Raw genomic sequence first — 20,164 nt, 5'->3', positions numbered from 1 at the left:
AACCCACCCCCGGCGGCCTACCCCCCCGTCTGTAGCAACAGGTCGGCCCCTCTCTTTTCACCACCCCCCCACCCCCACGCTCGGCACCAACGAGACCGCAAAACAATGAGGGGGTCAAATCTTCAGTTCGCCCAGGGGGTCAAATCCCCACTTCGCTTGACAGGAGGCTGGGAAAGTTCGGCGCACGCCACAAACCCGTCCCCTCATAGTTTTGCTGCCAGATCGGATAGCTTCGATCGGCCTGCGTCGTTCTTTTCCGCCGGCGACGCGGGCTCGGCGTCCTGGCTATTGGTTAAGCAGCCACAGAACAAACGAGACACGACGCTAAGCAGAATCCGGTGCCGATCGGATCGTAGAACGTGAAGTTCTTACGTTCGATCACCATCACCAGGCAATCTGCCCAGACCGACCCTCGACAACCAGGGCGACAAAAGGCCTCGTGCAAGTATGATCAAATCAACGACAATCGGCGTTCGCGACATGGCGACCGAAACGGATCGGGGAATTCTCGATTGTTCTTTCAGCGCAGGAGCGAGCCGCTACCTGAACCTTTGGAAGCCTGCTATGTTCATTTTCCCGGGCGATAGCGCTCCCATTTGGGACACGCGACGTTGTGGGAGCTGAGATCAGCGAGCAAATCAAGCCTATCCAGAGGAGCGGAGCATCCCCTCCTCTCTGGCAGCGGCCTCGAAGGCCATGCGGACCTCCTGAGGCGACACCCTGCCCTCAAACCCATCTATGCAGGACTGCAGCGCCAGCTTCCATTTAGGTCCCCTCTTAGGCCATTTCATGAGTTCCTCGGCAGCACCCTCGACGTGATTGACGCCGTAGGTGACCCCGGGTCGGTCGGTCTTCACAAATACTGGAGGGTTGAACCAATGAAGTGCCATAAGTCGGAATATAGCGCGGCTACCGCGTTGGCGGGAACTGACGGGAGTTCTCGGAATGTCCATCGAGGGTGTCGGCAGTCTCAGCAGCAATCAATATGCAAGATCTGAAGGTAAGTGTCGCCCTGGCCGTCTGGCTGGTGGTCGGTTTCGTCGTGGTGGCGATAAGGTTGATTGCTCAGCCGGAAGGTCTGCGGCAGCGGATGGTCATTCGCCCTGGGCGATGTTGTTCATGTGGGGGCGCAGGCGCCATGAGGCGGAGGGTGAGGACGAACAAGCGGGCACGCTCTGAGCTTTAACAGGCGCGGCGTAGCATCCCTCCTTCCTAGGCAGCAGCCATTTAGAGGGCAAAAAGTCCGTTCGCGCCCACGCAAAGTAGTGGGCACATATCAGCCAGAAAAAATTGGCCCGATCTCGCGTAGCAGTGCAACGCGGGCGAACTGCCCCTCCTGTATCAACAGGAGGATTTCGTATCGAGCGAAATGCTCGCTAGAATTTCCTGGAGGTCGGCGGTCATGTTCAGTCTCATCTCGGCAGGGAGCGGGCAACAATCCGAAGGCGTTCATAAAGAACGGCCTCGTCGAACTCGCCGTCCGAGAAGAGTGCCATTGCGCTCACGCTCAGGCGCTCCGCCTCCATGCTACCAACGGAGATACCTGCCTCGGCGCAGACACGATCAAAGACCTGCTTTAACAAAGCCAGATCGCCAGTATCCCAATGCCACTTATTGAGACAGGCCCATGGCAGCAGATACTTCGAAAATCGCCTCGGTTAGCTCTTCATCGGATGCGGCCAAATAAGGCGCAGCCCGCCTAATTTCCTTCACTGCCGCTTTGATCGAAACGGTGCCGTCATACTCGGCCCTGTTTAGAAGTGCAGCGATTGCTTGTTCTAGAACTGGACTTAGCCTTTGAACACTGCTCATCCACCCCCCCAACGATACGCCCCAGCGGAATAATAATCTATTCTTGGTTGGCTTCAATTGGATGTAAGAAACGTACGGTTGGTCATCGTTGCTTTGCCCTCAGTCCGGAATATTTCGCGCAAGAATATTGCGCATGCTCGTCTTGATGCGTCCCGCCGCGGTGTGGCTTAGAAGGGCTCTCGTGATCTGCCCAGGGATTTGCACGTCGAGGTGCCGGCCGAAGTGCCGAAGTCAAGGTGGACGTCTCCTCACTGACCATTCAGCATGCCGGTCGCGCTGATGATCCGTCGGTCGCGGGCAAGCGGCCCAGCCATGCTGGGCGTGCCAGCTTGTCAGCCGCTCGCTATCGAGATCGAGCGCGTCCCAGGCTGAGTCGATGAAAGCGAAGCTTGCTGGCTTGATATTTGTGGCGAATAAGGTTTGTTGGCGGGACAACGAACTATTGCTGATTGTTAACCACCCGTCTGTTTCACCGCACGCCATTGGACAAGAGGAAAGCTCGATGACCGTTTCTCCAAATTTAAACGACCAAGCTGATCTGGTATCGGTTACCGCCGAGATCGTTTCCGCCTACGTGTCGAACAATCCGCTGCCGGTCGCGAGTTGTCGAAGCTGATCGGGGATACCTATGTTGCTTTGCAAGGGATCGGCACACCTGTGGCTCCAGCCGCAGTCAAGCTGGAGCCCGCGGTGTCCATCAAGAAATCAGTGACACCGGATTTCATCATCTGCCTGGAAGACGGGAAGAAATTCAAATCCCTGAAGCGTCATATCGGGACGCATTACAATCTGAGCCCTGACCAATACCGCCAAAAATGGAACCTTCCCTCAGATTATCCGATGGTGGCGCCAAACTACGCGGCCACCCGCTCGGCCCTGGCAAAATCAATAGGGCTGGGGCGCAAGACGGCAGCACCGGCAACAACTGCGGCGGAAAAACCAAAACGAGCTGCTCGCCCCGCGACGGCTGTTAAGTCGCCGGTAAAGAAGGCGCGCAAGGCACTCGTCAAAGCGTAGCGTGCTGCACGAAAAAGGAGGTCCTTGCGGTGTCGTACCTTAAAATGGCGAAGCCTACTGTTCCAGCATCGTTGAGCTTGATGGCCTGGACTTCAATGTCCGCCGCCCGGCTTCAGGGAGGCGTCGACCGGGATCAGAAAGTTTTCGCCGCCGAGCTGGAAACGGTGGCCGGAGAGTAGACGACGGCCAGCTCTGCGCCGTTCGCGGGCAAGATAGCTGCGGGACTGCGGGTGGTCTCGCCCGAGTAGACCCAAGTCGCCGCGCCGCACATGCAATGTCCAATCGCTCCCTTCCGGGCCATGTGTTCCGGCGCGTGCGGAAGGTGGCGGGCCAGCGGCCTAAGCCCGCTTCGTCGCGATCTTGGCAGATTTGATCTTCGGCGGCAAAGTTTCGACGAATGCCAGCGCAAGGTCGAGCCAGCCACGGAGATCCGCCTCGGTGGCCGTGCCCTCCGGCGCAACATGGACATAACCTTCCATCGAACGTCCGCCCATTTCCATCGGCCGCGCGTGCGGGCGGGCGGCAGCCGCCGCGTGCCCTTCCTTGCCGACGCGCACCAGGAGCCCGCGCTTCGAGGTGCCGATCAGCATGTTGCCGTTGAGCATAAAGCAGGTGCCGCCGAACATCTTTTGTTCGGTGACTTGGCGCGGGCCAAGGGCGGCGCGCAGACGCTCGACCATGGGGTCGGGTGCGATGCTGGTGACTGACTTTGCCATGCTCACCGCCCTCTGCGATTTGCGGGAGACCAGGCAAGCACGGAAGCGGGTGGAGATTCAAGTGGAGTGGCGCGGCGTCCCCTTCCCCCAGCGGGGCGAAGTTGTTTCGCCTGACGGAAAAAGGGGGCGCTATCCCCTCTCCCCTGCAAGGAGAAAATCGGTCTCCGCGTCCTTCCTTCGCGCCGGCCTGGCCCGCGCTTCGTGCAGGATCGCCGCAGATCCGCTAGCATATCATGCGTCGCCCTTTCGGCTTCGCCTCGAGCGGGTGACCCCCTCCGATTTGTCTCCTTGCCCTCCGGGTCGCTACGTCCCGCCAATCAATCGACGGCAATTGAGAGCGACAACCGGCCGAGCTTTACAGAAAAAGGGAAGTCGGCGGCCCATCTTTTCAATGAGCATTGCCTGAACCCGCCGACCTGCGGATTGCCAGTGGCCCCGCGATTCGCAGCTTTGCCGGAACGGAAGCGTGCCGTCTAGGCGTGTATCCGTGATACCTGCGCCCTGCAGATACCCGTTGCATACCCCATTTTTTGGCCAAGTGGATTACTTCATGCCTGCGTTAAGCACCGCTGAGACGTGCGGATGCCTATGTATCGGCGCTCGCGGGCGCCGCTGGGCCCCCGAACACGATCACCCGCTAGCCGGCTCGCACCCGCTTGCTCGACGGCGGCCGCTTCGACCTCGACACCGCCCGTGGAGTGTTCGCCCGGTTGCCTCCCGGCCGCAAGAATCAGCTCTTCGCCCGATTGCGCGCTGCTGCCCTGTTTGGGCAATGCAAGCTCAGTCCTGTGGTTCCGTGGCTGTCGCGCAGCACGAGACATGCTTCGCCTGCCACGAGACGCGTGTCCAGGGACACGACTACGTCTTTACCCGCTACGCGCCGTAACTCGGTTCCCGCGCAGAGAAACGCAGGGCGAACACGAGGGCGAGTTTGCGGCATCCCCGGCCCTCACCTGCGCTCGACGCGGTGAAGACCGCACCCCACAACGAAAGGATGTTCCAATGAAAAACTTGCTCGCAGGCCTCGCAATTATCGCGGCCACGTTCGGTAACGCACAAGCGCAGCCCGACAAACCCACCATCGTTCTGGTTCACGGCGCCTTCGCTGACTCTTCGAGTTGGAACGGTGTCGTTGAGATTCTTGAAAAGGACGGCTTATCCGTCGTAGCGGCAGCCAATCCGCTGCGAGGCGTCAGAAGCGACGGAGACTATGTCGCCGGCGTGCTTTCCTCGATAGAAAGCCTGGTCGTTCTCGTCGGCCATTCCTATGGCGGGTCGGTCAGCGACGCTGCCGATGGTCATGCCAATGTGAAGGCGCTGGTCTATGTCGCCGCATTTGCGCCGGAGGCGGGTGAAACCGCTGCGCAACTTGCAGGCAAGTTTCCAGGCAGCACGTTGGGTCCGACACTCGCTCCTCCTGTCGCGCTGTCGGGCGGTGGAAAGGATCTCTACATTCAGCAGGACATGTTCCACGATCAGTTTGCCGCCGACGCTCCCGAAGCGCAAGCCAGACTGATGGCCGCAACGCAGCGGCCGATCGCGGAAAGCCGCCCTCAACGAAGCCCAGGCCAAGGCTGCTTGGAAGAGCATTCCAAGCTGGTTCATCTACGGCGACGCGGACAAGAACATCCCGCCGCGAGCATCTGCCTACATGGCTGAACGGGCTCACGCCCGCGAAACGATCGCGATTAAGGGTGCTTCGCATGTGGTGATGGTGTCGAATCCTGGGCCCGTAGCGCGGCTGATCGAGAATGCCGCCAGGGAGATATCGCGATGAAAGCCGTCGTCATGAACCGCACCGGGGGACCGGATGCGCTCGAAATCGTCGAGCGCCCCGAAACTGCTCCCGCGAGCGGACAAGTTCTGGTCGAGGTCGCCGCGGCGGGCGTGAACTTCATGGACATCGGCGTCCGCCAGGGCATGGCCTAGACGGAAACGCCCAATCCCAAGGTTCTGGGCGTAGAGGGTGCCGGGCGGGTGCTCGCCGTGGGCTATGGAGTCGAGCATTTCCGGCCCGGACAACGGGTTGCCTGGGTGTACGCGCCTGGAAGCTACACAGATCGGGCGATGGTACCGGCGGACGCGCTCGTGCCGATTCCGGACGGGATCGATGATCGTACGGCCGCTTCCGTGATGATGAAGGGGCTCATTGCCAGCCACTTCGCCACCGAATTCTATCCCGTCCAGCCCGGCGACGTCGCGCTGGTCCATGCGGCGGCGGGAGGCGTCGGATTGCTGCTCACCCAGATTATCAAGCTGAGAGGCGGGCACGTGATCGGCCGCGTCTCGTCCGCTGACAAGATCGCCGTGGCAAGAGAGGCCGGAGCAGACCATGTGATCGTAGACACCGAGGGGCGATTCGCCGAGGAAGTCGTTCGCCTGTCCGGTGAAGGCGTCCACGTCGTCTACGACGGTTCCGGCCCGAAGACCTTTCAGGCTTCGCTCGACTCCCTGCGCCGCTCCGGCACCTTCTGCTGGTACGGCCCGGTGCTGGGCGGTCCCGGACCGCTCAACATCGTGACCCTGCCGAAAAGCATCAAGATCGGCTACGCAAGGTTCTTCGATCATATCCACACGTCGGCACTGCTTCGCGCCCGCACCGGACAACTATTCGACTGGATCGCCAGCGGCGACCTGAAGATCCGGATCGGCGGCGTCTACCCGCTCGCCGTAGCAGCATGCGCACATGCCGATATGGAAAGCCGTGGCACGACGGGAAAGCTTCTGCTCGTCCCCTGAGCCATCCGGCCTTTCTCACAATACGGTTCTCGGGAGGCGTCAATAAGCAAAGTTTCCGAGATCACTCCGCCCATTGCCGCTCCTCGATTGCCTTCTCCGTCAAGCTGCCTCCGCTGCCCTGGCGCGAGAGCGGAGCAGAGATCGTCGAAATCGCTGATCATTCTGGCACTGGGTCTGGCTTTTGAGATCGGTCTCCAGGTCCGCGATAAAGTACTGATCGATCCAGAACTGCTCCTGCGGAGTTTGGCGATCCGTGATAGTCATATATGTTAATTCCAAAAGGTCCGACAGACCGGCGGCCGCGCAACCTGTGATTTCGGCGACCTGGTGAAGTACCGGCGTTACTTGCCGGGGCGGCAATTTCGGCGACCTGGTGAAGTACCGGCGTTACTTGCCGGGGCGGCAATCGCATGGGACTGCGCGGGAGAGCGGGCCGGCTTGGTTCGTCGGCCATTGACGGGCTCAAGCGGCGTTAATCTTCATCTCTGCGCCGCGGACCATTTTTGTTACGGCGGCGAAGTCGAGCTTCCCCGAGCCCAGGACCGGCACTTTCGCAACGACGCGCACTTCGGCGGGCACCATCAGGTCCATGCCGCCATTAGCCTTGGCGAACATTAGGAAATCGGTGCGTGTGGCGTTAGCGGCCTCGGTGATGAGGATCAGCTTTTCACCCTTGCGTGCATCCGGCATGGTGGCGACCGCCGAAAGCGAGCCTTTCCACAATTCGCCCGCAAGCGCCTCGACTGCGGCCAGCGAGATCATTTCGCCGCCGATCTTTGCGAAGCGCTTGGCGCGGCCAAGAATGGTGATGAAGCCGACGTCGTCGATGCCGACGACGTCGCCCGTATCATGCCAGCCGTCTTCGAGCGGCTCGATCACGCCCGGGTTCTCGGCGCGCAGATAGCCTGCCATGACGTTAGGCCCGCGCACGAAAAGCCGTCCGCCATCCTCGACGCCGGGGACCGGATCCAGGCGATATTCCATACCCGGCATGATTTTGCCGACGCTGCCGGAGCGGTTGTACATCGGGGTGTTGATGGAGATCACCGGCGCGGTCTCGGTCACGCCGTAGCCTTCGAGGATGCGCAGGCCAAACTTTTCCATATACGTCGCGCGCGTCGAAGCCTTGACCGGTTCCGCGCCGGCAAAGCAGTAGCGCACTGAGCGGAAGTCGTAAGGGTGCGCGGTGCGGGCATAGCCGGCAAGGAACGTATCGGTGCCGAAGATGATCGTTGCGTTTGAGGCGTAAACAAGCTCCGGCACGATCCGGTAGTGCAACGGCGAGGGATAGAAATAGATCGGCACGCCCGAGATGAGCGGCAGCACCGTGCCCGCCGTCATGCCGAAAGAATGGAAGATCGGCAGCACATTGAAGACCTTGTCGCCCGAATGGAAGTCGATCCGCGAAGCAGCTTGCGCGGCATTGGCCAGGATGTTGCGGTGGGTGAGCACCACGCCCTTGGGCGTGCCTTCGGACCCCGAGGTGAAGAGGATCACCGCTGGGTCTTCGGGCTTGCGGGCCACCCGGGGTGTATTCTTGCGCAAAAGGCCGAGCAGCTTGTCCTTGAGGCCAATTGTGGCCCGCAGATCATCGAGCCAGACGATGTCGACCGAGCGGCCGAGCTCCTCGACCACGGCGCCGAGTTTTGCTTGTTCCACAAAGGTGCGGGAGGTCAGCACGGTGCGCACCTCGGCGGCCTTGCAAGCGGAGAGGATGTTGGCCGCACCGGCAGTGAAGTTCATCATCGCCGGAACCTTGCCCGCCGACATGACGCCGAGCAGCGTCGCACAGGCGCCGTTGGCGTTGGGCAGCATAATGCCGAGCGTCTGCTGGCCGGCATAGAGGTGCTTGAATTTCTCGCCAAGCACGGCGGCGGCTGTCAGCAGCTTGCCGTAACTCAGCGAACCGGTGACCGGGTCCTGCACGGCGAGCTGCTTCATGCCGCGTTCGTTCGCCGTCTGAATGATCTTCTCCAGCACGGTCTTGTCAATGTCCTGGGTGCGGAAGACGAGATCCGACATGACCTGGTAAAGGGCAGCGCCCGCCGCGGCGCGCCGCTTGCGGCCCTTCAGATCCAGCGGTACTTCAAGCTTGACCGGCTCCAGAATGGTCACCTTGACCTTCGGGAACAGCTGGCGATGCACATGCAGCGAGGTCAGCCGCGAAAAATAGCTCTTCTCCAGCCCCTCGATGCGTACCGGCACGACCATCGAGCCGGTCTTGTCGGCCACCATGGCGGCACCGTCATAGACCTTCATGAGGCCGCCCGTCACTGTGATGCGGCCTTCCGGGAAGATGACGAGTGGATCGCCGCCTTGCACGATCTTGATAAGCGTGCGGGTCGACATCGGCTTGGCCGGATTGAGCGGCAGGGCGCGGGCAAGTTTCATAAACGGCTTCATCCACCAGGCTTGGGCGATGGTGTAGTCGATGGCAAACACCGGCTCCTCATCCGTCAGCGTCAGAGCCAGCGGACCGTCGAGGAAGCTGACATGATTGAGCGCCAGGATTGGTGCCGGGCCCGCCGCCTTGAGGTTCTCCAGCCCCTCCACCTCCAGACGATGGAAGGCTCGGAACAGGATGGAAACGAAGTCGCGGAAGGCATTTGTCGGCAGGTATCTCAGCATCAGCCAAGCGGCGACTACGTTGAGTGCGGCGAGGCCGAACAGGATCCCTCCAGTGGAGACGCCGGCTGCCTGAATCGCGGCGACGACTATGCCACCTAACGTCATGAAGCCTGCATTGACGATGCTCACGGCGGCGACGACGCGAGCGCGGCGCGTTTCGGGCGCCCAGGCTTGCACTGCGGCGAAGGTCGGCACCACAAGAAAGGCGCTGGCAATAGCCATTCCCGCAAGGTCGATCGCAACATGGACCGTGTTTGGCCGGGCGAAGAATGTTGCGAGCGTTTCGGCCCTGAGCGAGGGCTGCGTGCTCCAGATGGTCCAGGCCAGGTCCAAGCCGAACAGCGCCATCAACGCCGTGCCAACAGGGGCCGGCAAGAGCACGATGCGGCCCTGCGACATCCATGCGGCTATAGCAGAGCCAATGGCGATCGAGACGGCGAACACCGCGAGATAGGCGGTGACAGCGATCTCTCCGCCACCGAGCGAATCCTTCACCAACGTAGGCAGGATCGAAAGGACGATGGCCCCGATCAGCCAGAACCACGACGTCATCAGTCCGGCGCGCCAGATCCGCTTGTCGGCACGCAGGCCGTTCAGCTGTCGCCACGTCGAGCGAAAGATGTTTTTGTCGATGACTAGGCCGGGAGCCGCAAGACCGGTCGACGGGATGTAGCGGCTGACAAGCCAACAGGCGACGGCAAGGATCATCATGATCGGCCCGAACACCGAGACGCCTATGCCATCGGCCGAGACGACGCCTCCGGCGATAGTGCCGCCGAGGATGGCGGCGAAGGTTGCCGATTCGATCCAGGCATTGGCGCGAGGCAATTCCTTGCGCTCGAGATGATCCGGCAGGATGCCGTACTTGATCGGTCCGAACAGTGCCGAGATGACGCCGAACATGAGCAACGCGATCATCAGCACCGGGATCGACGCCAGCGCGATTCCAACGACAGCGACAGCCGCAGCGGCGATCTCGGCGAATTTCAGCCGACGGGCGATTAGGGCCTTGTCGAACCGGTCGGCGATCTCGCCACCAAGGGCGGACAAGAGCAGGAAGGGAGCCATGAATACCGCTCCCGCCAGCGTGACCAGTGATGCCGCCTTGTCGGCCGCCAGGGTGAACAGAATAAGGAACACCAGCGTGTTTTTGAGGAAATTGTCGTTGAAGGCGGACAGGAACTGCGTCCAGAAGAGAGGCGCAAAGCGCCGTGACCTCATCAAATGACTGTTCGTGTCGTCGTTCGAGGCGATTTCCATTGCGGCGGCTTCCTTTGGGCAAGACCGTTGAAGATCGAGGTCGTATCGATCAGCGGTCTTGCACGGTTTGAGCTTTTGTAGTGGCAACCCGGTTACACTTCGTTACTGTGGCTCCCACCCATCAGCCACTTTGGGTTTGGATCTTCCAGCCGGTTCATGAAGCGGCTTGCCTCTCCCGCGTCTCGCATTCTTGGCGATGGTGATCGAGGTATGCACGAGCCTGGTCGCGGCCATCGGAACCCCTTGGCGACAAAGCTTGCTCCATGAAATTGATGCCGCCCTCATTATCGGAGCGGCGATAGGGAAATTGGCATGGTGAATGTCTGCAGGCGCTTGGACCCTTGGGAGGCATAGCTGTTGGATGTCATGGATATTGTCTTTTGGTTTCAGGGTGAGGTTGCGCCGGCGTTGGTCTGTTTCCAGCCCGGATACCCGCCACCCTCTCCGAGCGGATCGCAGAACGGCGCCGCCAACCTGAGCACTGCCATATCCGCCTAATTTTCCACTGCCGAATGGACGATGAAACGCGCAAGCGAGTTTCCGGATCGGAAGGCATGCGTTGGGTTGCCCACACGATGCAGAGGCGCTGCTATGTTGGCGCGACACGCTCGACGGCAGGTGCGGACGGCACAAGAATTTTCGAGAGGCCCGTGGTGACTGGAGATTGCGCTGGTCAGTATCAGGGGCGCCGGCAGCACCTGCAAGGGCAACGTCATACCGGAGAATGGAGGTTGCGCTGGGAGGCTGTTGCTTCGGCTACCAACTCAAGGTGATTGTCTGCGAGAGTTCGGCGATGTCGCCATAGATCATCGAACCTGGGACGAGAAAACATTTATCACCGAGGACTTCGAAGACTGAGCTCGACGCGGTGCAAACCGGCAGGTTCTTCGAATTGGCGTACGTGCCCAGGGTCACGGTTTCGACCTTACGGTCCTTGGCTTCGGCACAGCCGACACTGTTCGCGAGGATTGCGATGGCAATGAGAGTCCTCTTGCTCATATTTTGCCCCTGGAGCCAGCACTTGTCGGGTAAGTCGCGCGATGCATCAAAGTAGCACCGGCCCACGATCGGCTTCATCCATCGATTGGAGGAAGCGGGCTCATCCATACTTAGCGATATCTTGAGTGAGGCGCCGAGCGGCCTAGCTGTGCGATTGGCCCACGCCGCACGGTGGCGGAACAAATCATGATCATTCTCATTGTGGTGATCATCAAGGGAGATTGAGCATGGTCGACCGGCACAACCCAAAAATCGAGGCGTCGGCAAATGTCGAAAAGGACCCGGAAGATTGGGTCAGCGGAGACGATCCAATGACCCCCGCACAAGCGTCCTATTTGAAAACTCTGGCCGAACAGGCCGACGAGCCTGACGCCTATGCTGACGGCCTTAGCAAGGCGGAAGCTTCTAAACGCATTGATGCGCTGCGGGAGAAGTTAGGCCTGTAGCGTCCTCTCGTGGCTTTTCCTCTCCAGAGAAGGACAGCCGACCGGATTGGGACAGTTTTGCTGCGCTTGTGACCCGCGCAATTAATTTTTCTGAATTCCGCGCGTTGCTGCTGGACTCGGGATCGAGACGACAAACGGCGGATGGGAGCGGCTTCTAGCCTAGCAGCCCGGCAAGACCTCGCGCCCACCGGTCCAATCCTGCTGTCGAAACAGATCAGGACGTCCCGATGAGGGCGATGGTCACCAGAGACACAAAAAGGACAAGGGCGATTGCAGCGCCCCAGAAGAGAACTTTTTCGGTGCCGCGTTGCTCTTCCTCGCGAGATATGTCTTTCGCCATTGCTTGCGTCCTTTGCGAAGGTCAACGACTTAGCAACGTGCCGCGCCAAGGCTGAGTTCCGGCAACTATCTTGCCCCTGAGGAAAGTTCTCGGAATCAAGCGTCGTATTGTCCAACCGTCGGTTGGTGGACGTATTGCAGCCGATTAATTTAAAATCCCTGTGATCCGCGCGCACAGGGCGTGCCCGACCCCGAGCCCCCGCCCGGTGCAATAGCGCTTGATCGGCCCCGCCGCATCAAACTGTGCGGCGGGCTTTTTTACTCATGCGATGGAACACCGGCGCGCAGGGAAAGGTCTGCCCTGGCAGCAAACTCTTTCCCTTATATTTTTTGCTGCCGGATCGGATAGCTTCGATCGGCCCGCGTCGTTCTTTTCCTCCGGCGACGCGGGCTCGCCGTCCTCCCTACCGGTTGAGCAGCCACAGAACAAACGAAAGCACGATGCTGATAAGAATCCCGGTGCCGATCGGAGCATGAAACGTGAAGTTCTCACGTTGGATCACGACGTCACCGGGCAATCTGCCCAGACCGACCCGCGACAACCAGGGCCACAACAGGCCTATGGCAACTACGATCGAACCAACGACAATGAGAGTTCTGGACATGGGGGATCCGGCCGGGAATATAGTGAGTCCCTTGGCTGGGCTCATTTTCATTGCTGTTTTGCTGTCGTTGCGCCTCAATTTCTTTTGGTTTTTTCTTGTCAATCTTCGCCGTCTCATCGGCATCGACGACTGCGCGAAGCAATTCGTCCATCTTGGCGTGCACAGCCTGAGTATCGCGGTGCTCGGCGAGCTGGATGAACAGCGTCATAGCCCAGATCGCCAGTGTGGCAACACCATGACTGTCAAAGCCATTTTGGCCTGGGCACGGCCTGCACTGCTTCAGATGCTCAATGCGTCCAAATGCCGTTCTCCTCGTTGACAGTCGCCGAGAATACACCAGTTTGATCTGAAGGCACGTCGCAGGTTGGCGCCCGCAAGCACCTGAAGCCGGCGACTATTTTGATGAAAGACGGTCGAGGACAACTCCGGATGGACGCGTGCCGTCGCAGCGACCAAATTGCAGTGTCGCCGGACCTCGCCAGAACGTGTCCATCTTTCTCCGGCTCGCGCGTTAGAGGATGCCAGATCGCCGGCTCTATCCTGGTGGCGAGCAGCAGACGTGCGCAATGGCCGGGGGTTCACAGTTTCACCCAGCTGCTGGTGATGAATGAGGTGAGGCCCGCCGCGCCTCGTTGTGGGTCGGCTGGAGGATGTGCTCGCCAGAGCAGGCTTGACAGTTCTGCTGGAGGGGGCGGGTTTGTCCGCCTCTGTTCGCGGGTATGTGCTCGAAGGTCAGATTGTTCGAGCTCGTCGATGACCGGGTCGTTGTTCGCCTGCCTGGTACATGATTTCGGGACAATCTGGGGGCAGGCGTTCAAGGCAGACGTGAGTTCTCGTGGCCGAAGATGGCGGCGGCGGCCGACATTGGCTGTTCAATCTGTTCCGATGGATGCAAATCGGTCGGGTGACGGTTGAACCAATGACGCTGGAGATCACAGTCGGACCGCCGCGTCTGGCGATTAACCAGGGACGCAGCTTCCTTGTCACCGAACCGGATGGCCAGATCGCCTGGCCCACTTATAACGGCTTATATGCGTCTGACACACGCCTGATATCCAGCTGGCAGATCTTTGCCAATGGACAAGCATGGGACCTCCTCAATTCCGGAAACATCGCCTACTTCGCCGCCAAGATCTATCTGGTCAATCAGGGGTTCGCGACGGAAACGAACCATGTGCCAGCAGGCAGCCTGGGGCTGGTAATCGGCCGCGCCTTGGATGGGGGGCTGCATGAGGATTTTGAACTCGTAAACCACGGGCAAATGTCAGTGCGCTTCAATTTGGAAGTTGCCATGCGCAGCGACTTTGCCGATCTTTTCGAAGTCAAGGCCGACGCGATCGTCCGCCGCGGACGTATTACCACGGAATGGCTGTCCAGAGCGGCGAGCCTTCGTACCTCCTACGTGAATCGAGACTTCAAGCGAGACGTCATTGTCAAGGTCCGCCGGATGGGCTCAAAGCCCGTCTATGCCAATGGCCGGATCAGCTTCGATATCAAGCTCGAACCGGGCGCGAAATGGCATGCTTGCCTTCTCTATGACTTTGGCAATGGCGAGACAATCTATCGCGCGCCCCGAGTGTGCATTGACAAATGCCTCGAGTCGAAAACTGCAAAACGCCTCGCCGGATGGCAACGCAGCGCCTTGAAGTTCAACTGTTCCAATGGCGAATTTCACCGCTTCTACCATCAGGCGGTCGAAGACATGGCCGCGCTGCGGCTGCCGATCGAAGGAACGGACGAACTGGAATACGTGCCAGCCGCCGGACTGCCCTGGTTCATAAGCCTGTTCGGTCGCGACAGCCTGATAGTCTCTCTGCAGAATGGCTTGATCTACCCAGATTTTTCGCGCGGCGCCTTGGACGTTTTGGGGCGATTTCAGGCCACCGAACGCGACGACTACCGCGATGCGGAACCGGGAAAGATAATGCATGAGCTTCGCACCGGCGAACTCGCCCATTTCAATTTGATCCCCCATACGCCGTATTACGGCACGGCCGATGCCACGCCTCTGTATCTTATCGTGCTCCACAACACTTGGCGTTGCACCGGCGACCCGAGCCTGCTCGAACGACACATCGCAACGGCCGAGAAGTGCCTGGATTGGATTGACCAGTATGGGGACCGTGACGGCGACGGTTTCCAGGAATACGAAACCCGCTCGGCTGCGGGGTACGAGAACCAGAGCTGGAAAGACGCCGGTGACGCTTTGGTTTATCCCGATGGCACCCTGGTGAAGGGACCCAAGGCGCTGTGCGAATTGCAAGGCTATGTCTATGATGCTTGGCAGCGCATGGCTGAAATTTTCGATGCCAGAGGCGATGGCGATCGTGCCGGGCAGCTTCGCCTCAAAGCCAAGAGCTTGTTCGATCGATTCAACCAGGTCTTCTGGGACGAGGCATCCGGCTTCTATGCATTCGCGTTGGATGGCGACAAGAAGCCGGTGCTGAGCGTCGCTTCCAACCCCGGTCACTGTCTTTGGTCGGGAATTGTCCCACCCGACCGAGCCGCCAGGGTGGTGCATCGGCTGATGAGGCCGGATATGTGGAGCGGTTGGGGAATACGGACACTTTCAGCCGATCACCCGGCCTACAATCCACATTCCTATCAACGCGGCTCCGTCTGGCCGCATGACAACGGGCTGATCGCGCTCGGCTTCCGGCGCTATGGCTTTTTTGCGGAAGCATGTCGCCTTTCTCGCGACGTGAGCCGCGCCGCAATCTACTTCATGCAACATCGCATGCCAGAGCTGTTCGCCGGGTTGCCGCGAACGCCCACGACTTTCCCCGTGCAATATAAGGGAGCGAACGTTCCGCAGGCATGGGCGGCCGGATCCTGTTTTTCGCTTCTGCAGGCGATCATCGGCTTTCAGCCCGACGCTCCAAATGGCAAGCTGTACATCGATCCCAGGCTGCCTGACTGGATAGACGAACTCACCTTGAACGACTTGCGCCTGGGCAAAAATCGCCTCGAACTCCATTTCTGGCGCGTCGGTGCCGAGACCCGTTGGCAAGTGAGCGGCGGCGATCCTTCACTGGTGGAAGCGCGAAATTGTGCCACCGGCCCGAACTTGCGCTTGGCCTGCTTATGAGGTTTGCTCCGCCGGAACCATCTGCCTACTTTCAGGTCCTACGTGTAGAGGGCCACGCGTCTGCTCAAGAAGAGCAACATGAACCCGGACCAGATCGCTGCCACGCCGTTTTGCGTTGAAGGTTGCGATGGTGATCATTCGTCACCCAAGCCGATCCGCTCGATTTTGCAACTCCGCCGGTTGCCGTGACAAAGCTCCCTTCGCCCGGCTTGGAAGTGCTTAGCTGTCGTCCTTATAGGACTTGGCGGCTTCATCGATCTTACGCCAATCGTTTCCGTGGCGCCGTACAAGCTCTCGCGCCTGGGCTGGCGACACACTTTGCGTTTCAACGATGTGGTTCACTTCCGTCTCCTCGCCTTTCAGGGGACGCGAACGAGGGCTCGTTGGCTGTCTGGCCGTTGGGTTCTTTGCATCTCGTCTGGGCATGAGTGGACCTCTCCTGGAGCAGAGTAAACGGTCCGCCGCGGCGAAGGTTTCGCCACGCCAGCGCGTTGAGCAGTTTCGCCGATCGCCTCCTGGCTTCCCCTTGCAGCTCTGACCGTACGTTGCAGTGCTTTCGGACCCAAATGACCTACACCGCGTTCTTTGGGAGCAGTGTTGTGCTTCGCAATCTGATGGAAAAATCCGACGTCCCTGCTTCACCGCAGACAGCTCCTGGTGCCGAAGCGCGCTTTCCGTACGATCGCGCGGCGGTTGAGCGGTTTCGACAGACATTCCCGCGCGCCAGGTGGAGTGACGAGCGCAAAAGCTGGTTCGTGCCGGGAAAGACTGCAGCGCGGCGGATCCAGCGCTGGCTTGCGCAAGAGGCGGACCTACGAGGAGCACACGATGACAGCAAGGGACGGGATGCTTTCGCCTTCGATCCCCTGTCGAGCCGGTATCTGGAAATCGCGGACGACCTGCGCATCCGCACGCCATATTCGCGGACGGTCCTCGAGGAACTGCGAGCCGTTCCATGGGCGAGCTGGGACGACGAACTGCGGGCCTGGAGGGTGCCTTTCCGCTCATACGAGGAGTTGAGGCGCCATTGGCCAAGCATCGAAAGGGCCGCAGGCCGCGCAGAACCGGACGAGAGGAAACGGCGACGGGAAGCGTCCAAAGACTCCGAGGAATATAAAGCCGCTAGATTGCAGTATGCCGAACGCAGGCGACGTCGCTATCCATTGCCTGCTGACGATTTACCCCGGCTTGGCCTTACCGTGGCAACGGAGCAATACGGCATCGTCGTCTTCACCGAGATTTCGGGTGAACTCGTCGACGCCTCGGAGTTAGCAGCGTTCTATCCGCATTTAATCGAGGCGAAGGTCGACCATGTCTGGGGCAGATGGCGTCCGGCCACGTTGGCTGAATTGATTAGAACATGGCCCGCTCGGCGTGCTGCCGGGTTAGCGGAACGGCAACGAGGCTGGTGGCAGCCAACGCTGCCCGAGCTCAGGATCGCTCGCCAAAAAGCTCGAAGCCTGGCGCGAAGAAGGGCAAAGCTTGTGTCATCGTTCTAGCCTTTCAGGCTCGGCGCTTCCAGCGTCTGTCCGGTTGCCATTGTGATTGAAATGTCCCCCGATCGGAGCCTCCCATTTGCAACGATAGCAAACAACATATGGCCTGGCTGAATATTACCGGATGATAGCGCCGCTGGCCTTGATATCCCGAGCCTGAAAACGAATTTGACTTGCGCTTAGGCGCACGACACCCGCATTGACGAGCCGGCTCCAATAACCAGCGTTGCAGGTAAAGCCCTCGAGCGGCTTTTATGACGTTGGAAGCCGGACCTAACGGTGGGCCGGTGTTCAACTTCCGCTCCGAGGGAGCCGTCACTTTGGGAACAGCAGGCGATACCTGTTTCTGGCGTCGGCGTTCCTCGAACTTGCCGGAGCCACGTGCCTGAACGCGAACCAGCCATTTTATGGCCATCGCCGGACCGAGAGGAAGTCCGTCGCTTCGCTAACACGTGGTTGGGCGGGCGCGCCAAGGTCATCGCTGAAATGTTAAAACCATTTCTGTAGAATTGACGCACACAAGGCCGATCCGAGGCCAACTGGGAGTGCATACCCCAGCTGGAATTGTGCGGAACCGTACGAAGTCGATTGCAAGCAACCAACCTGGTTGGCCGGGCATTAATTTAGCAAAGCGTGAATTAGGAAAGCATCGGGAGGAACACCATGCTGCACGTTAACATGCCCCGTGAATTTGAGGTCGGCGATGAGGTTGCGCTAGCAGGTATCGTCATCGCGATTCTCCCCAGCGGGCGCGCCAGGGTGAGCATTCCTTCGTATGACCATCCTTATACGATTGATCCGCCACCCAAAGTCCGCGCCGGCGACCGAGTGGTTCTTGTTGGGGACGTCACCCGCATCGATTGCGGAGGGAACAAACTCACTGTGCGCGTTGACTGCGGCGGGGTGATTACTGTCGACAAGTCGGCGATCACTCGGCTGAGAAAGCATCGCCGGACTTCAACGGGTTAACGCTCCGGCGAGACAACAGCCGGTATCGGCGCGGGGCATCCCGCTCGACGGGAACTTTCTCTGCAGCGAGCGGTTGGTCGCCGGTCAGACGCGATGGGCGCGCCGGCTCGTAGCCATTATGGAGATCACATGTTCGTCCCGCCACCGATGCCCGCAAAAAGTCTGCTTCGGTGCGTCGCGACGGAACTGGACGACATGGTTGCGGTGGAGTAAGCGCCCTCCCCTGGGTTAACAACCGGTCGGTGACGGCGCCACGGCCACATCGACAACAACTGCAACGGCAATAAAGTCGTCGCTGAAAGCCTGCAAGGTGTCTGTCACGACACAGCGTGCCGGCAAAGCTACGCCCTCGCGACAGGGATTCGTTTAAGCTGACCAGTCGGCAACGCCGGCAGATGAGCGAGAACTTACGCTTGATATTGGTCTCGATCAGGCTCGACGTTCGGTCCTCGAAAACCGCCGACTACGAGTCGAGGTCGTAGGGCTGATGGCCCAGCTCGTTGTGATGAAGCGCCTCTGCCATACACCTGATGTCGAACGCCTGGCCGCACGCCGGGCAGACGACGAAATACTCCTCCTCCCGAAGTGGCAATGCGTCGTGGTCTTGAGGGATGACGATGTCATTGTATTCGTCGGGCATTGGGTCCTCCGGAAACCCGCCCGCTATGCTGGAACGCCTGCCAGCAGGATTTGTTTCAAAGTTATTGCGCCTAATGAAAGGCCGGATGTCCGGTTTCGGCAGCGATGCTCACCCGCAACGACGACGCAATGCCGCTCAGGATCAGCTCACGTCAAGAGCGACCGGAGGGGTCTCCAAGCAGGGAGCGACGCTAGGCAATTCCGGCAATAGGATGCGAGAAGGTCTGGAACTCGAAAAAGCCGGTGGAGGTGCCGACAAGCACCACGGCGGCGGGTAGTGGGTCAGTTTGAAATTCCGGTTGGGATGGGTGACCGAAAACAATCAAAATAAGCGCCATCACACCGAAGGTGCCGATAAAGACGATAGCGCCATATGCTATTGTACGACGCGCCATTTGGAAGCGGGGTGACCAAAATTGAGCATGAAGCCTGGGATCCCGGTTTCCCGTTCGCTCGCTTCAAGGAAGGTTGTGTTCATCAATTGAACCATAGAAACCTGTTCGCAGAATTATGCTTGCGAGTGAGATGAACATAGCTGCGAAGCTCAGCGCCAATACAACGACGCAGGCTGTTACTGGTATAAACAGGTGAGGATTGTCCGCCCATTCGTACTTCAATTTTCCTCGCTCCGCCTTTTCTAGTGACCGCAACCATCGGCTTCTCTGCCTGCCATGAAGCCATTGATCGTGATATGCTCACATGACGCAGAATTCTATCTGATCCTCAGCCATATCCTTGCGGTGGACGGCTTTACCAGTGCGCTGGCGAGCAACGTCGATGAAATCCTCCACATGACTACTGAAACGCCGGTCCACGCACTGGTGCTGGACTGCCGGCCGGACAACGACATGGTGCAGAGCTGTAGCCGGCTCACGCAGGATGCTCGCACCCCCCGTGGTCGCTTTGATCGCGCCCGGTGCCGAGACCCAGCATTACGCGCTCCTGAAGTCAGGAATCGACGAAAGTTTTGTCAGGCCGCTGGCGCCGGCAAAGCTACTTGCCTACCTGCATTCAAGGCTGGGGACCGGCCGGCAATCCGGATTGCGACCGCAAGACACTAGGTCGCTAACTTGCGCTGTCCAATCATCCATTTGCTAGGAGATCTGGGCGCCCAATTTCGTGGCCGCCGAATAGGGTTTTACCGAATGCGACAGAGTTCTGAAAGACATTTGGTGTCTCTGGGCTTGTTCAAGCCCAAGGAGAACCCATGGCTTTCGAGTTGCAGACAGCGCGCCCTATTCGTGCGGCACAGTACCTTCGCATGTCCACTGAACATCAACGCTATTCGCTGGAGAACCAGGCGATGGCCATTACGGAGTACGCGGCGCGGCGCGGATACACTATCGTCCAAACCTACGAAGACGCTGGGAAAAGCGGCCTGAGCATAAGAGGTCGCGACGGACTGAAGCAG

At 59.6% G+C, this 20,164-nt stretch carries 16 protein-coding genes and 4 pseudogenes; 9 read left to right on the top strand and 11 right to left on the bottom strand.

What is annotated here, in order from left to right:
• Positions 1–368 precede the first annotated feature (368 nt).
• From NKH42_RS30125 to NKH42_RS30115, 3 genes are all read right to left on the bottom strand, one after another.
• Positions 369–482: a DUF2905 family protein gene (locus NKH42_RS30125; protein ID WP_352648223.1), complete on the bottom strand. Its 114-nt coding sequence runs from the start codon at positions 480–482 to the stop codon at positions 369–371.
• Between the two features lie 162 nt (positions 483–644).
• On the bottom strand, positions 645–890 hold the full coding sequence (locus tag NKH42_RS30120; protein WP_352751565.1) for a DUF982 domain-containing protein: 246 nt from the start codon (positions 888–890) through the stop codon (positions 645–647).
• Between the two features lie 721 nt (positions 891–1,611).
• Positions 1,612–1,812, bottom strand: a complete 201-nt coding sequence (locus NKH42_RS30115; protein ID WP_352974751.1) for a hypothetical protein — start codon at positions 1,810–1,812, stop codon at positions 1,612–1,614.
• A gap of 502 nt (positions 1,813–2,314) precedes the next feature.
• Here NKH42_RS30115 and NKH42_RS30110 point away from each other — a divergent pair.
• Positions 2,315–2,829 (top strand): annotated as a pseudogene (locus NKH42_RS30110) (Ros/MucR family transcriptional regulator).
• A 338-nt stretch (positions 2,830–3,167) separates the two neighbouring features.
• On the opposite strand, the gene NKH42_RS30105 reads toward NKH42_RS30110, so the two are convergent.
• On the bottom strand, positions 3,168–3,545 hold the full coding sequence (locus tag NKH42_RS30105; RefSeq protein WP_352648213.1) for a TfoX/Sxy family protein: 378 nt from the start codon (positions 3,543–3,545) through the stop codon (positions 3,168–3,170).
• Positions 3,546–4,350: 805 nt separating this feature from the next.
• Between NKH42_RS30105 and NKH42_RS30100 the strand changes: the two are divergent.
• The 3 pseudogenes from NKH42_RS30100 to NKH42_RS30090 form a co-directional block, all read left to right on the top strand.
• Positions 4,351–4,431 (top strand): annotated as a pseudogene (locus NKH42_RS30100) (cytochrome P460 family protein); the annotation flags it as partial.
• Positions 4,432–4,547: 116 nt separating this feature from the next.
• Positions 4,548–5,322, top strand: a pseudogene (locus NKH42_RS30095) (alpha/beta fold hydrolase).
• Positions 5,319–6,284: pseudogene (locus NKH42_RS30090) on the top strand (quinone oxidoreductase family protein). The pseudogenes NKH42_RS30095 and NKH42_RS30090 overlap by 4 nt, the downstream one beginning before the upstream one ends.
• A gap of 462 nt (positions 6,285–6,746) precedes the next feature.
• Here the strand turns inward: NKH42_RS30090 and NKH42_RS30085 are convergent.
• Positions 6,747–10,172, bottom strand: a complete 3,426-nt coding sequence (locus NKH42_RS30085) for an acyl-[ACP]--phospholipid O-acyltransferase (protein ID WP_352751564.1) — start codon at positions 10,170–10,172, stop codon at positions 6,747–6,749.
• 756 nt (positions 10,173–10,928) lie between these two features.
• A complete protein-coding gene (locus NKH42_RS30080; RefSeq protein ID WP_352751562.1) occupies positions 10,929–11,171 on the bottom strand; it encodes a hypothetical protein in 243 nt (80 codons plus the stop codon).
• Between the two features lie 227 nt (positions 11,172–11,398).
• Between NKH42_RS30080 and NKH42_RS30075 the strand changes: the two genes are divergently transcribed.
• Entirely contained in the window at positions 11,399–11,617 is a 219-nt protein-coding gene (locus NKH42_RS30075) for a DUF3072 domain-containing protein (RefSeq protein WP_352479398.1), read from the top strand.
• Positions 11,618–11,831: 214 nt separating this feature from the next.
• Here NKH42_RS30075 and NKH42_RS30070 read toward each other — a convergent pair whose 3' ends face one another.
• The 3 genes from NKH42_RS30070 to NKH42_RS30060 all read right to left on the bottom strand — a co-directional run bounded on the left by NKH42_RS30070 (position 11,832) and on the right by NKH42_RS30060 (position 12,769).
• A complete protein-coding gene (locus tag NKH42_RS30070; protein WP_302895698.1) occupies positions 11,832–11,957 on the bottom strand; it encodes a hypothetical protein in 126 nt (41 codons plus the stop codon).
• Positions 11,958–12,360: 403 nt separating this feature from the next.
• Positions 12,361–12,561 carry a DUF2905 domain-containing protein gene (locus tag NKH42_RS30065; protein ID WP_352479399.1) on the bottom strand — a complete coding sequence of 67 codons (201 nt, stop codon included), beginning with the start codon at positions 12,559–12,561 and terminating at the stop codon, positions 12,361–12,363.
• Positions 12,464–12,769 carry a hypothetical protein gene (locus tag NKH42_RS30060; protein ID WP_352752104.1) on the bottom strand — a complete coding sequence of 102 codons (306 nt, stop codon included), beginning with the start codon at positions 12,767–12,769 and terminating at the stop codon, positions 12,464–12,466. The genes NKH42_RS30065 and NKH42_RS30060 overlap by 98 nt, the downstream gene beginning before the upstream one ends.
• 627 nt (positions 12,770–13,396) lie before the next feature.
• Here NKH42_RS30060 and NKH42_RS30055 point away from each other — a divergent pair.
• The 3 genes from NKH42_RS30055 to NKH42_RS30045 all read left to right on the top strand — a co-directional run bounded on the left by NKH42_RS30055 (position 13,397) and on the right by NKH42_RS30045 (position 18,114).
• Positions 13,397–15,649, top strand: a complete 2,253-nt coding sequence (locus NKH42_RS30055; protein ID WP_352752070.1) for an amylo-alpha-1,6-glucosidase — start codon at positions 13,397–13,399, stop codon at positions 15,647–15,649.
• 614 nt (positions 15,650–16,263) lie between these two features.
• Positions 16,264–17,148, top strand: a complete 885-nt coding sequence (locus NKH42_RS30050; RefSeq protein WP_352752101.1) for a hypothetical protein — start codon at positions 16,264–16,266, stop codon at positions 17,146–17,148.
• A gap of 660 nt (positions 17,149–17,808) precedes the next feature.
• A complete protein-coding gene (locus NKH42_RS30045) occupies positions 17,809–18,114 on the top strand; it encodes a hypothetical protein (protein WP_352479402.1) in 306 nt (101 codons plus the stop codon).
• Between the two features lie 463 nt (positions 18,115–18,577).
• Here the strand turns inward: NKH42_RS30045 and NKH42_RS30040 are convergent, their stop codons facing one another.
• Together NKH42_RS30040 and NKH42_RS30035 are read right to left on the bottom strand one after the other, a co-directional pair.
• On the bottom strand, positions 18,578–18,754 hold the full coding sequence (locus NKH42_RS30040) for a hypothetical protein (RefSeq protein WP_352479403.1): 177 nt from the start codon (positions 18,752–18,754) through the stop codon (positions 18,578–18,580).
• A 190-nt stretch (positions 18,755–18,944) separates the two neighbouring features.
• The gene (locus tag NKH42_RS30035) at positions 18,945–19,148 is read right to left on the bottom strand and encodes a hypothetical protein (RefSeq protein WP_352752068.1); all 204 of its coding nucleotides are present in this window, start codon (positions 19,146–19,148) and stop codon (positions 18,945–18,947) included.
• 812 nt (positions 19,149–19,960) lie between these two features.
• Here NKH42_RS30035 and NKH42_RS30030 point away from each other — a divergent pair.
• On the top strand, positions 19,961–20,164 hold a 204-nt coding region (locus NKH42_RS30030; RefSeq protein ID WP_352906489.1), incomplete at its 3' end, for a recombinase family protein.

The organism is Mesorhizobium sp. M1142 (assembly GCF_040318565.1).
Classification (GTDB): Bacteria; Pseudomonadota; Alphaproteobacteria; order Rhizobiales; family Rhizobiaceae; genus Mesorhizobium.
This window is presented reverse-complemented; position numbering and strand designations above follow the sequence as displayed.

Bases quoted from the DNA above. Each gene is read 5' to 3' on its own strand.
- NKH42_RS30065 (WP_352479399.1), bottom strand. From the start codon at position 12,561: ATGTCCAGAACTCTCATTGTCGTTGGTTCGATCGTAGTTGCCATAGGC.
- NKH42_RS30070 (WP_302895698.1), bottom strand. From the start codon at position 11,957: ATGGCGAAAGACATATCTCGCGAGGAAGAGCAACGCGGCACCGAAAAA.
- NKH42_RS30125 (WP_352648223.1), bottom strand. From the start codon at position 482: ATGTCGCGAACGCCGATTGTCGTTGATTTGATCATACTTGCACGAGGC.
- NKH42_RS30060 (WP_352752104.1), bottom strand. From the start codon at position 12,769: ATGACGCTGTTCATCCAGCTCGCCGAGCACCGCGATACTCAGGCTGTG.
- NKH42_RS30040 (WP_352479403.1), bottom strand. From the start codon at position 18,754: ATGCCCGACGAATACAATGACATCGTCATCCCTCAAGACCACGACGCA.
- NKH42_RS30080 (WP_352751562.1), bottom strand. From the start codon at position 11,171: ATGAGCAAGAGGACTCTCATTGCCATCGCAATCCTCGCGAACAGTGTC.
- NKH42_RS30115 (WP_352974751.1), bottom strand. From the start codon at position 1,812: ATGAGCAGTGTTCAAAGGCTAAGTCCAGTTCTAGAACAAGCAATCGCT.
- NKH42_RS30120 (WP_352751565.1), bottom strand. From the start codon at position 890: ATGGCACTTCATTGGTTCAACCCTCCAGTATTTGTGAAGACCGACCGA.
- NKH42_RS30105 (WP_352648213.1), bottom strand. From the start codon at position 3,545: ATGGCAAAGTCAGTCACCAGCATCGCACCCGACCCCATGGTCGAGCGT.
- NKH42_RS30045 (WP_352479402.1), top strand. From the start codon at position 17,809: ATGCTGCACGTTAACATGCCCCGTGAATTTGAGGTCGGCGATGAGGTT.
- NKH42_RS30075 (WP_352479398.1), top strand. From the start codon at position 11,399: ATGGTCGACCGGCACAACCCAAAAATCGAGGCGTCGGCAAATGTCGAA.
- NKH42_RS30035 (WP_352752068.1), bottom strand. From the start codon at position 19,148: ATGGCGCGTCGTACAATAGCATATGGCGCTATCGTCTTTATCGGCACC.
- NKH42_RS30050 (WP_352752101.1), top strand. From the start codon at position 16,264: ATGGAAAAATCCGACGTCCCTGCTTCACCGCAGACAGCTCCTGGTGCC.
- NKH42_RS30085 (WP_352751564.1), bottom strand. From the start codon at position 10,172: ATGGAAATCGCCTCGAACGACGACACGAACAGTCATTTGATGAGGTCA.